We start from the raw sequence: 12143 nt of genomic DNA, 5'->3' as shown, positions 1-12143 counted from the left end.
CATGACGTCTCTCAGCCGCAAACTCCTGCCCTCCACCAGCGCGCTTGCCGCCTTTGATTCCGTTGCCCGGCTTGGCAGCTTTTCGGCTGCTGCGGACGAACTGGCCCTGACGCAAGGGGCGATCAGCCGGCAGGTTATGTCACTGGAAGAGCAACTTGGCGTGCGCCTGTTTGAGCGCGGCGCGCGGGGCGTGGCGCTGACGGCGGAGGGTAAAACTTACGCGAAATCGATTGCCTCGGCGCTTGGCGAGATACGCTCCGCCTCCCTGCAGCTCATGACCAAAACGCATGGCAATACGCTGAACCTCGCGATGTTGCCCACCTTTGGCACCCGCTGGCTTCTGCCGCGCATCCCCGATTTCGTCTCCAGCCATCCGGAAATCACCATCAATTTCGCCACCCGCATCGGCCAGTTCGATTTCGAGCGTGAACAGTTGGATATGGCAATCCATATCGGTCAGGCGGATTGGCCGGGGGCGGAAAGCACCTTTCTAATGCATGAAATGGTGGCTCCGGTATGCAGCCTCGAGTTTCTCAATACGCATCCAGTGGAAAAGGCAGGGGATCTCGCCACCCTGCCATTGCTGCACATGGCCTCGCGGCCAGGGGCATGGGGCCACTGGTTCGAAAGCCTTGGCCTGTCGCTTGCCCTGCCGCAGGGCATGCGGTTCGAGCAATTCTCCAGCGTGGCGCAGGCCTGCATCGCCGGGCTTGGCGTGGCGCTGATGCCGCTTTTCCTGATCGACAACGAGTTGAAATCGCGGCAATTGGTGAAGGCCTTTGATCATCAGGCCAAAAGCCCAAGCTCCTATTATGCGGTGGCGCCGCTTTCGCGCGCCAATCACGTTCCGGTCGTGTTGTTTCGCGACTGGCTGGTGCGACAGGTGGAGGCCTATCGCGCGACAAATGGCTTGCCGCTGCAAAAATAACCGCACTTTTTTCGGGCATTTATGTCTTATGCCCAGCTTTTCGCCCAATTTGCCGCCCGGTGGACTCGACAGGGCGGTTTTGCTCGACTATCGTGATTAAACGTTTAATCAGCCCTTTCGGTCCATCATGGCGTCTTCACGGCCTGCCACCAATCTGAGCGCGATAGCAGCGGCACTCGGCGTGTCGGTGGCAACCGTGTCCAATGCGCTGTCGGGCAAGGGCCGGGTTTCGCCTGATCTGGCGGAGCGTATCCGCAAGACGGCAAGCGAACTTGGTTATGTGCCGAGTTCAGCGGGCAGGGCGCTGCGCACCGGCAGATCAGGTGTTCTGGGGCTGGTTCTGCCCGATATTGCCAATCCTCTCTTTCCACAGATTGCGCAGGCCATCGAAAAGGCCGCGGTGAGTGCCGGTTACGGCGTTCTGATCGCCGACGCGCGTGGCGAGATCGCCATGCAGACGGATGCCATCAACCGGCTTATCGAGCGCGGCGTGGATGGAATGGTCATCGTTCCCCGCCGCGGCACGCGCATTACCGATGTCGATTGTCCCGTTGCGGTGATCGACAGCCCCTCGACCCCCGGAAACACTGTCGCAGCCGACCATTGGGATGGCGGCCGGCAGGTTGGCGAATATCTGGCGGCACTTGGCCACAAAAAGGTGGTGCTGGTCGGCAAAAACCGGGATTCCAACGTGCAGAACGACCGCCTCGGTGGCATTCGTGATGGTCTTGGCAAGACCTGCGTTGCACAGACACTGTGGATAGACGCCCTCGAAAAAGCCGATGGCGCGGGTTGCCGGCTTGGCCTTGCCGACAGGGTCGCTGAGGGTTTTACCGCTTTTGCTGCCGTTTCCGATCTGCATGCGCTGCGGGTGCTGACCGAATTGCAGCGCGAGGGCATCGAAGTACCGGAAGAGGCCAGTGTCACCGGCTTCGACGATCTGATTTTCTCGGCCGTGGTCACGCCGCCGCTGACGACGATGCGCATGGATATGGGCCGCATCGCCGATCTTGCAGTTGGAGCGCTGCTGCGCGCCATTGACGATGTCAGCGAAGGCGGCCTCGCCGTCGATGTTACGGCAGAAATCTCGAAAGTACCGATGGCGCTGATCATGCGCGGCTCCACCGGCAAAGCAAAGCATGATGCGATTGAAGCCAAAAAAATCACAGCAGGAGAACTCACACCATGAAAAAGATCATTCTTGCATCGGGCGCTGCCCTGATGCTGACGATGGGAGCCGCTGAGGCGCAGGACAAGACGCTGACGATCTCGGTCTATGCCTTCGCGCAGGACGAATTCAAGGAACTGGTCTATACGCCGTTTGAACAGAAATGCGGCTGCAAGCTGGTCGTCGAGACCGGCAACAGCGTCGAGCGTCTGGCCAAGATGGAGGCCAACAAGGCCAATCCGGTGGTCGATCTTGCCATCGTCTCCATGGCGGATGCTCTTTCCGCCACCCGCAAGGACCTGATCCAGAAGATCGACGCCACCAAGGTGCCGAACATCGAAAACCTCTATGACATCGCCAAGGACCCGAATGGCGACGGCATGAGCGTCGGCGTCAATTTCTACGCCACCTCCATCGTCTACCGCACCGACAAGATGAAGATCGACAGCTGGGCCGATCTCCTGAAGGACGGCATTGTCGATCACGTCGCCTTCCCGAACGTCACCACCAATCAGGGCCCGCCGGCGCTTTATATGCTCGGTAAGGCCATCGGCAAGGACACGCCTGATCTTTCCGGCGCCATCGAGGCCGTGGGTGAAAAGAAGGACGAGATCGTCACTTTCTACGTCAAGTCCTCGCAGCTGGTGCAGCTGATGCAGCAGGAAGAAATCTGGGCAGCGCCGATTGGCCGCTTCTCCTGGGCGCCCTTCACCAAGCTTGACCTGCCGCTTGCCTGGGCCACGCCCAAGGAAGGCCAGACCGGCGGCATGAACGTGCTCGTCGTGCCGAAGGGCACCAAGAACGAGGACCTTGCCCTGCAATTCATGGATTTCTGGCTGTCGACTGACGTTCAGAAGGCGCTGGCCGAAAAGCTGGTGGACAGCCCGACGAACAAGCAAGTCAAGGTGTCCGACGAGGTGGCGAACAACATCACCTATGGCGATGAAACCGCTCGCAGCCTGCAGCTCATCCCGTCCGACGTGACGCTCGATAACCGCGACAAGTGGCTGTCGGAGTGGAACTCCAAGGTCGGGCAATAAGCCAAAATAGTCGAATTCAGTCAGGAACGGGGTGATTTTCAGCGTCCGCAAGGGCTCGCCCCGTTTCAGGAAAAGCGGTTTGGTCGTCCCCTGACCGCTTTTCCAACCTTTTAAAGCCGCAAGCCGGTATCCGGCTTCAAGCGTAACCGGCCACAGCGCCGTTCAGGGAATAAACCAATGTTTCAGAACCGGGCCGAAGCGCTGGCGCTTGCCTTGCCCGCCGCGATTTTTGCGGCGGCGGTTTTTCTTGTGCCGGTCTTCATGCTTTTATCGGAGGGCTTTCGCACCGCTGACGGCTGGACATTCTCCGCTTATGCCGATTTCTTCTCCGATCCGCTGAACCAGACGGTTTTCCTGCGCACCCTGAAACTCGGCGCGCTCGTCACCGTTGTTTCGGCGGTGGTGGGCTATGCGGCGGCCTTCGCCATCATCAACCTGTCGCCAGGAACGAAGGGCCATGTGGTCAATCTCGTCGTACTGCCGCTGATGATTTCGCCGGTTGCCCGCACCTATGCGTGGATCGTCATTCTCGGCAGAACCGGCATCGTCAACCAGGCGCTGCAGGCGGTGGGGCTGAGCGATGCGCCGATCCGCATCCTGTTTTCCGAAACGGCTGTTTTTATCGGCCTTCTGCAGCTGTTCTTGCCGTTGATGATCATCTCGCTCATCAGTGCACTGGAGAACATGCCGAAGGATACGATCGCGGCTGCCCGCGTTCTCGGCGCAAACTGGCTGCAGGTGTTCTGGAAAGTCATCCTGCCGCTCACAAAGGAAGGACTGGTGGTTGGCGGCACGCTGGTCTTTACCGGTTCGCTGACGGCCTATATCACGCCAGCCATCCTCGGCGGCTCCAAGGTGTTGATGCTAGAAACCCTGCTTTACCAGCAGGTCACGGTTTCCAACAATTTCGTCGCCGCCAGCGTCATCGCCTTCATCCTGATCGTCATGAGCTTTGCCGCCAATATCCTGCTGAAGCGCATCGCCACCGCAAGGAACAAGAAATGACCCGGCAGCTCTTCATTCCGCTCACACTCCTTCTTGTCGTCGGTTTCCTCATCGGGCCGTTCCTCATCATCGTCGCCGCCTCATTTTCGGCCGGCGATACGCTTGCCTTTCCGCCGCAGGGCTTTTCGCTGAAGTGGATCGCCAAGGTCTTCACCGTCGAAAGCTTCCGCGAAAGTTTCGCGATGTCGATGTTCCTTGCCATCGGCGGCACGTTCACGGCGCTCATCCTCGGCATTCCCGCCTCCTACGCCATGTCGCGCTACAAACTGCCCTTCGCAGAAACCGTGCGCACCATCGTTTCCGCGCCGATCATCGTGCCCGGCATCATCGTTGGTCTGGCGCTGCTGCGTTATTTCGTCGTGCCTTTCGGCATCGGCATCACGCTTGCCCTGTTTCTCGCCCACACAGCGCTCATCCTGCCCTATGCGGTGCGGGTGGTTTCGGCCAGCCTCAACAATCTGCGCTCGGATATTGAGGAGGCTGCGGTGCTGCTCGGCTCGTCGCGGGTCGGCGCGTTTTTCCGGGTGGTGCTGCCGAATATCCGCGGCGGCATTCTCTCCGCCTTCATTCTCGGTTTCGTGACGAGTTTCAACCAGGTGCCGGTGTCACTGTTCCTGTCCGGCCCTGGCGTGCGCACGCTGCCCATCGACATGCTGGGTTACATGGAAATCGTCTTCGATCCTTCCGTGGCCGCCCTTTCTTCGCTGCTCGCCTTCCTTTCCATCGGCATCGTCTTCATGGCCGAACGTTTTCTGGGGTTCTCCCGTTATGTCTGACGCAAATTATCTTTCGCTCAACAAAGTCTCGCTGGCTTATGGCAACAGCATTGCCGTCAAGGATCTCGATCTTGATATCCGCAAGGGCGAACTTCTGGCCTTGCTGGGGCCGTCCGGCTGCGGCAAGACGACGACGATGCGCGCCATTGCCGGGCTGATGCCGGTGGCTGGCGGGCGCATCGATCTCGACGGCGCCGATATTACCCGTGTTGCCGCCAACAAGCGCGCCGTCGGTCTGGTGTTCCAGTCGTACGCACTCTTCCCGCATCTGACGGTTTACGAAAACGTCGCCTTCGGCCTGAAACTCAAGGGCATGAGCGGCAAGCCACTGGAGGACAAGGTCGCCTCCGGCCTGAAGTCGGTGGGCCTGTCCAATTTCGCCTCCCGCAAACCGGCCGAGCTTTCCGGCGGCCAGCAGCAGCGCGTTGCACTGGCGCGCTCCATGGTCATGGAGCCCAAAGTGCTCCTGCTCGATGAGCCGCTCTCCAATCTCGATGCCCGCCTGCGGCTTGAAATGCGCACCGAATTGCAGCGCGTGCAGAAGGAAACCGGCGTGACGATGATCTTCGTCACCCATGACCAGATCGAGGCTCTGGCGCTGGCCGACCGCATTGTCGTCATGAAGGGCGGCAAGATCGAGCAGATCGGCACGCCGGAGGAGATTTACAACGCGCCGGTTTCATCCTTCGTGGCTGACTTCGTCGGCTTTGAAAACATCTTCGCGCTGGAAGGCGGCGCGCTGAAAACCGCAAACGGCACAACACCGCTTTCCGGACCAGTCCCTTCAGCATCTGGACTGGCCTGGCGGCCGCGCATGGTCACCCTCGGTTCAGGTCCTTTCCAGGGAACCGTGCGCGGCACATCCTTTGCCGGCAACAGCCGCGAATATCTGCTGGATACGCCGCTCGGACCCATCAAGGCGGAAACCGATGCGGCGCTTGCCGCGCATGTCATTGGTGATACGCTCGCCTTTGATCTGCCGGTCGAAAAGGCGGCGAGCCTCAAGGTGTTTAACTGACCATGGGTGTATGGATCGATACCGATATGGGCTTTGACGACATTGCCGCCATCATGGTGGTGCAATCGGCAGGCCTTGCCATCGACGGCATTTCGCTGGTGTTCGGCAATACGACGCTGGAAGCGGTCTGCGGCAATGCCGCCGGAGCGGTCTCAGCTTTCGGCTGGTCGATGCCGATCCATCAGGGCCGTGCCAAGCCCGTGCTTGGCGCGCTCGAAACCGCGCAATGCATTCTGGGCGATAACGGCATTCCGACCGTCGGCCAAAACTTGCCGGATGCGCCGGCCTTGCCGAAAAGCGATGCCTTTGCCGCCCTGTGCAACTGGCTTGAGGGTGATGGCGAAAAGCGCATTCTGGCGCTCGGCCCGCTCACCAATATCGCCGCGATTTGCCTTGCCCGGCCTGATCTTACCACCAGAATTTCCGATCTCACCTGGATGGGTGGCGGCGTGACCAGCGGCAACCATACTGCATCGGCGGAATTCAACGCCTTTGCCGATCCGGAAGCGCTGGCAATCGTGCTGTCCCACGGCCTGCCGTTGCGCATGGTCGATCTCGACACCTGCCGCAAGGTTATGGCCTCGCCGGCCGATGTGCTGCCGATCCGCGATGCCGGTGGCAAAAACGCTGCGCTGATTGCCGATCTGCTGGAAGGTTTCATCGGCATCGCCACCCGCCGTGGCAGAGCCGCCATGGCGCTTTACGATCCCGTTGCCGCCGTTGCCTTTACCTCCGGTCTCATTGGCTGGCGGCAGGCGCGGATCGATGTCGAACTTCATTCCGCCTTGACCCGGGGCAGAACCGTGGTCGAGATGCGCGCCGACAAGGTGGAAACCTTCAATGCGCACTTTGCCGAAACCGTTGATGCCGAAAGTGCGAAGACGGCGATTCTCGAGGCGTTGCGCCGGGAGGCCGCCCGATGAGCGCGAACTCTCCAACACGCGAGCCTGCCGATCTCACCGATGATGCGCTGCGCAGCCGCGCGGTCGCCGCCGCACGTGGCGATGCGCCTTTCGATGTCCTCATCACCGGCGGAACATTGGTGGATGTGGTGACGGGAGAGCTTCGCGCCGCCGATATCGGCATCGTTGGTGCTCTGATCGCCAGCGTGCACGAGCGGGCAAGCCGCAGCGACGCTGTACGGATCATCGATGCGGCAAGTGCCTTTGTCTCGCCCGGCCTCATCGACACGCATATGCATATTGAAAGTTCGATGGTCACGCCGGCCGCCTATGCGGCGGCAGTGGTCGCCCGTGGTGTTACCACCATCGTCTGGGACCCGCATGAATTCGGCAATGTGCATGGTGTGGAAGGGGTGCGCTGGGCGTCGAAGGCAATCGAAAATCTGCCATTGCGCGCCATTTTGCTGGCACCTTCCTGCGTGCCATCAGCTCCGGGGCTGGAGCGTGGCGGCGCGGACTTTGACGCGACCATTCTCGCCGATATCCTGTCATGGCCGCAGGTTGGCGGCGTTGCGGAAATCATGAATATGCGCGGTGTCATCGAGCGCGATCCGCGCATGGGCGGCATTGTGCAGGCCGGGCTTGCCTCGGGAAAACTGGTCTGCGGCCATGCCCGCGGCCTGAAAGATGCCGATCTCAACGCCTTCATGGCGGCGGGTGTCTCCTCCGATCACGAGCTGGTGTCGGGTGAAGACCTGATGGAAAAGCTGCGGGCGGGGCTTACCATCGAGTTGCGCGGTTCGCATGATCACCTGCTGCCGGAATTCGTGGCGGCGCTGAATGCGCTGAGCCATCTGCCACAGACGGTGACACTCTGCACCGACGATGTCTTCCCTGACGATCTGTTGCAGGGCGGCGGGCTTGACGATGTGGTGCGCCGGCTTGTGCGTTACGGTCTGCGCCCCGAATGGGCGCTGCGCGCCGCTACGCTGAATGCCGCGCAGAGGCTCGGCCGTGCCGATCTCGGCCTCATTGCCGCCGGCCGCCGCGCCGATATCGTTGTTTTCGAAGATCTGAGCGACTTTGCGGCCCGCCAGGTGATCGCAAATGGCAGGGCTGTCGCTGAAGGCGGCCGCATGCTGGTAGAGGTTCCCGCCTGCAACGCAACCGCGCTCGAAGGCTCGATGAAGCTGCCGCTTCGTGAGCCCGATGATTTCCGGGTCACATCCGAAGGCACGAAGATACGCCTCGCGACCATCGACCGCCCGCGTTTCACCCAATGGGGCGAGGCGGAAGCCGAGGTGAAGGATGGTTTCGTCGTTCCGCCCCAGGGTGCGACGATGATTTCCGTCACCCATCGCCACGGCATGGCCGAGCCGATCACCAGAACCGGCTTCCTTACCGGCTGGGGAAACTGGAACGGCGCCTTCGCGACCACCGTCTCGCATGACAGCCACAACCTCACCGTTTTTGGTGGCAATGCCGAGGACATGGCGCTGGCCGCCAATGCGGTGATAAAAGCGGGCGGCGGCATGGCCGTTGCCTCGGAGGGTAAGGTCACCGCGCTTCTCCCGCTGCCGCTTTCCGGCCTCGTTTCCGATGCCCCGCTTGAAGACGTGGCAAAGGCTTTCGAAGAATTGCGCGAAGCCGTCGGCAGGGTGGTGGATTGGCAGCCGCCCTATCTCGTCTTCAAGGCCTGCTTCGGCGCCACGCTCGCCTGCAATATCGGCCCGCACCAGACGGATATGGGCATTGCCGATGTGTTGACGGGCAGGGTGATGGAAAGCCCGGTGATTGCCGTTCTCGAATAGCGGCGGCCCGCATCTGCGGGCTGCGGTTCATTCCCCCCCGGCCACGTCAGGCGTCTGTGTTTCGCGCGCGGCAATGCGTGCCGCCAACACGAAATTCTTCACCACTGGCGATGTCGTTCCGCGCCGATAGGCGAGCGATATGGAAAGCCGCGGCGGCGGGCCGCTGGAGGGCAGCAGGACGATGTTCTGCATTTTGACCTGCGCGACGGATTCCGGCAGGAGGGAGACCCCGAGTTCGGCCGCGACCAGCGACAATATCGAGGCGATTTGTGGTGCCGCCGGCCCGAGGTGCGGCGTGAAACCGGCCTCCTGGCAGGCTTTTATCGATGCATCGTGAAGGCTGGTACCGACGCTGCGTGGCGTCAGAATGAAAGGGTCGTCGCGCAATTCCATCAGGTCTATGGCGGTGCCGCGCCGCGCGAGCGGATGGGATGCAGGCAGGGCGACCAGAAGCGGTTCGTCAGTGAGCACTTCCTCGAGCAATGTATCGGGATCGGATTGAGAAGGGCGCAAAAGCGCCACGTCCAGCCGATCTTCGAGCAGGGCCGGTGTCAGTGCCAGGGCGACTGCCTCCATCACCTGAAGCTCCACGTCGGGATATTGGCGTCTGTAGGTGCGGATGCAGGCCGGAACCAGAGGGTTAAGCGCCGCCGTGCCGGTGACGCCTATTCTCAGAATGCCGGTTTCACCGGCTGCTGCCCTGCGGGCGAGCCGGACACCTTCACCCACCTGATGCGGAATATGGGTCACCGCAGCACGAAAGGCATGGCCCGCCGGTGTCAGTTCCGCACCATGCGCAAGACGCCGGAATAGCCGCACGCCGATTTCCTGTTCCAGAACCTTTATCTGCTGGCTGAGCGGCGGCTGCGCGATTCCCAGATGTTCTGCCGCCCGCGTAAAACTGCCCTCATTGGCGATGGCCAGAAAATAACGGATGTGCCTGAGTTCCATGATATTAGATCCAGATATGATGGGAACGTCTTCCATATATTAGAATGAAAGATGGAGCTGCGCTATAGCTGGGAGCGAAAGGGACAAACCCGATGCGCCAGCTCAAAAAACAGGATTTCACCCCGCCGATCGTCATGACGGAGGAGCCGCCGGATGTGCTCTGGATACGGCAGGGAAGCCGTCAGTTTCGCCGGGCGAGTTGGGCGCTTTTCCTCGCGGGCTTTGCCAGCTTTTCGCTGATCTATTGCGTGCAGCCGCTCTTGCCGGAATTTCCGGCGGAATTCGGCATCAACCCTGCAACTGCATCGCTGGCCCTGTCGCTGACGACGGGAACGCTTGCCTTCGCCATTCTGCTCAGCGGGGCCTTTGCCCAGCTCTTCACCCGCCGAAATCTGATGTTCGTTTCGATGATGCTGGCAGCCATCGCCAATATCATTGCGGCAAGCACGCAAGGCTGGGAATGGCTGCTTGCCGCCCGCGCGCTGGAAGGGTTCGTGCTCGGCGGCGTTCCGGCCGTCGCCATGGCTTATCTTGCCGAGGAGATCGAACCTTCCAGTCTCGGCAAGGCGATGGGGCTTTATGTCGGCGGCACGGCGTTCGGTTCCATGGCGGGACGTGTCGGCATGGGGCTGGTGTCCGCCCATACCTCCTGGCAGGTGGCAATGTATGCGCTGGGGGCGGTCTGCATCCTCGCGGCCATCGGCTTCCTGTTGCTGCTTCCGCCTTCGCGGAATTTCCGGCCGCAGCACATGCCGCTTAAAAATCATCTGAGAATATGGGCGCAACATCTTGGAAACCCGGAACTTCGGCGGTTCTATTTCCTCGGCGCGATGCTGACGAGCGTGTTCACCACCGTTTTCAACTATTGCGCTTTTCGCCTTGTCGCGCCGCCTTACGAATTGGGTCGCACGGCCGTCAGCATGATTTTCCTGACCTTTGCCCTGGGTATCGTCGCGTCCTCCTATGGCGGGGCGCTGGTCGACCGGTTCAGCCGACGGATCATGCTGGTGGTTGCCTTTTCCACCATCCTTGTCGGTATCCTGCTCACATTCGCCTCAAGCATCATCCTCATCGTGGCGGGGATTGCGGCGATAACCATCGGATTTTTCATAGGGCATTCGGCTGCCAGCAGTGGAGTGGGCGCAAATGCGGGTGCCGCGAAAAGCCATGCTTCCGCGCTTTATCTGCTGTTTTATTATTGCGGAGCGAGCATCACCGGCTGGGTCGGCGGCTGGTTCTGGATCCATGCCGGCTGGCCCGGCATCATGGCCATCACCGCCGGCTGCGCGCTTGCCGGAATTTTTGCCAGCCTCGCGCGCCCGGGCACGCGGCGCGCCTGAGCGACCATCGCACCGGCCGGGGCCGTCACTCCGCCGCCAGTTCCTGCTCCACCAGTGTCGCCCAGAACGCAACGCCCGGCACGATGGCCGCATCGTTGAAGTCGTAGGAGGTATTGTGGTGCAGCGCGCCGTCTACCGCCGGGCCGTTGCCCAGCCAGACATAACAGCCGGGGGCTTCACCAGCGAAGAAAGCGAAGTCGTCGCCGGCGGTCGAGGGTGGGAAGGTTGTACGGGCCTTGTTGCCGAACACCGTTTTGGCGGCGCGCAGCGCCCGTTTCGTCGCTTCCGTCTCGTTGATGACGGGGGGAATGCGCCGGATGAATTCGTAATGCGCCTCGATGCCGAACATCGCCGCCGTGCCTTTGGCAAGCCTGCCGATTTCCGCTTCCAGCTGGTCGCGTACCTCAGCTGCATAGGCGCGCGCCGTACCGCCGATTTCAACGAGATCGGGAATGACGTTGAGTGCCTTGGGATCGCCCGCCTGAACCGAGCAGGCGCTGACCACGGCGGGCTGCAGCGGATCGACGATGCGGCCGACGATGGTTTGCAGCGAAGCGAGGAAGGTGCCGGCAGCTGTTATGGGGTCACGGCCAAGATGTGGCTTGGCGCCATGGGTGCCGATGCCCTTGAAGGTCACGCGCCAGCTGTCGGAAGAGGCAAGCTGCGGGCCTTCCACCACGGCCATTTCATCGATGCCGAGCCCCGGCATATTGTGCAGGCCATAGACTGCATCGCAGGGGAACAGCGAGAAAAGTCCGTCCTCCACCATTTTTTTTGCGCCGCCGCGGCCTTCTTCGGCCGGCTGGAAGATGAAATGCACGGTGCCGGAAAAATCGCGGGTCTTTGCTAGATAGCGCGCAGCACCCAGTAGCATGGCGGTGTGGCCATCATGGCCGCAGGCATGCATCTTGCCGGGAAACTTCGATTTATAGAGCCTGTCGGGAATTTCCGGCATGGCAAGCGCATCCATGTCGGCGCGCAGGCCGATGCTGCGGGTGCCGTTGCCCACCTGCAGGGTACCAACGACGCCGGTGCCGCCAAGACCGCGATGCACCTTCACCCCGGCCCGCTCCAGAAGATCGGCGACGATGGCGCTGGTTCTCTCCTCTTCGAAACCCAGTTCCGGATGCGCGTGCAGATCGTGGCGAAGCTCCGTCAGGAATGGCAGGTCTTCACCGATCCGGTCCAGCAGTCTCATGGGCAG

Annotated in this window: 11 protein-coding genes; 9 read left to right on the top strand and 2 right to left on the bottom strand. The window is 61.3% G+C overall.

The features are described 5' to 3' along the window. The first annotated feature begins 1 nt into the window (after position 1). From QSV77_RS20690 to QSV77_RS20655, 8 genes are all read left to right on the top strand, one after another. The gene (locus QSV77_RS20690) at positions 2-928 is read left to right on the top strand and encodes a LysR family transcriptional regulator (protein WP_302734893.1); all 927 of its coding nucleotides are present in this window, start codon (positions 2-4) and stop codon (positions 926-928) included. A gap of 127 nt (positions 929-1055) precedes the next feature. Continuing rightward, a complete protein-coding gene (locus QSV77_RS20685) occupies positions 1056-2117 on the top strand; it encodes a LacI family DNA-binding transcriptional regulator (RefSeq protein ID WP_271363025.1) in 1062 nt (353 codons plus the stop codon). Continuing rightward, positions 2114-3136 (top strand): ABC transporter substrate-binding protein, encoded by a 1023-nt coding sequence (locus tag QSV77_RS20680; protein WP_302734892.1) that lies wholly within the window; start codon positions 2114-2116, stop codon positions 3134-3136. The genes QSV77_RS20685 and QSV77_RS20680 overlap by 4 nt, the downstream gene beginning before the upstream one ends. A 177-nt stretch (positions 3137-3313) precedes the next feature. Next, positions 3314-4141, top strand: coding sequence for an ABC transporter permease (locus QSV77_RS20675; RefSeq protein ID WP_142842853.1), 828 nt, complete (start codon positions 3314-3316; stop codon positions 4139-4141). Next, complete coding sequence (locus tag QSV77_RS20670) at positions 4138-4917, top strand: ABC transporter permease (protein WP_125146475.1); 780 nt, start codon at positions 4138-4140, stop codon at positions 4915-4917. Before QSV77_RS20675 ends, QSV77_RS20670 begins: the two co-directional genes overlap by 4 nt. Continuing rightward, entirely contained in the window at positions 4910-5935 is a 1026-nt protein-coding gene (locus tag QSV77_RS20665; protein WP_302734891.1) for an ABC transporter ATP-binding protein, read from the top strand. The genes QSV77_RS20670 and QSV77_RS20665 overlap by 8 nt, the downstream gene beginning before the upstream one ends. Positions 5936-5937: 2 nt before the next feature. Beyond that, positions 5938-6858: a nucleoside hydrolase gene (locus QSV77_RS20660; RefSeq protein WP_302734890.1), complete on the top strand. Its 921-nt coding sequence runs from the start codon at positions 5938-5940 to the stop codon at positions 6856-6858. Beyond that, positions 6855-8648 (top strand): adenine deaminase, encoded by a 1794-nt coding sequence (locus QSV77_RS20655; protein WP_302734889.1) that lies wholly within the window; start codon positions 6855-6857, stop codon positions 8646-8648. Before QSV77_RS20660 ends, QSV77_RS20655 begins: the two co-directional genes overlap by 4 nt. A 27-nt stretch (positions 8649-8675) precedes the next feature. Here QSV77_RS20655 and QSV77_RS20650 read toward each other — a convergent pair whose 3' ends face one another. Beyond that, positions 8676-9599 (bottom strand): LysR family transcriptional regulator, encoded by a 924-nt coding sequence (locus tag QSV77_RS20650; RefSeq protein WP_302734888.1) that lies wholly within the window; start codon positions 9597-9599, stop codon positions 8676-8678. Positions 9600-9691: 92 nt separating this feature from the next. Here QSV77_RS20650 and QSV77_RS20645 point away from each other — a divergent pair, with 92 nt between their 5' ends. After that, on the top strand, positions 9692-10939 hold the full coding sequence (locus QSV77_RS20645; RefSeq protein ID WP_302734887.1) for an MFS transporter: 1248 nt from the start codon (positions 9692-9694) through the stop codon (positions 10937-10939). A gap of 25 nt (positions 10940-10964) precedes the next feature. Here QSV77_RS20645 and QSV77_RS20640 read toward each other — a convergent pair whose 3' ends face one another. Further along, a complete protein-coding gene (locus QSV77_RS20640) occupies positions 10965-12137 on the bottom strand; it encodes a M20 aminoacylase family protein (RefSeq protein ID WP_302734886.1) in 1173 nt (390 codons plus the stop codon). Between the last annotated feature and the right edge of the window lie 6 nt (positions 12138-12143).

Source organism: Agrobacterium sp. V1 (assembly GCF_030518355.1).
GTDB lineage: Bacteria > Pseudomonadota > Alphaproteobacteria > Rhizobiales > Rhizobiaceae > Agrobacterium > Agrobacterium cucumeris.
The sequence above is the reverse complement of the archived record's forward strand: the minus strand, read 5'-3'. Positions and strand labels throughout refer to the sequence as shown.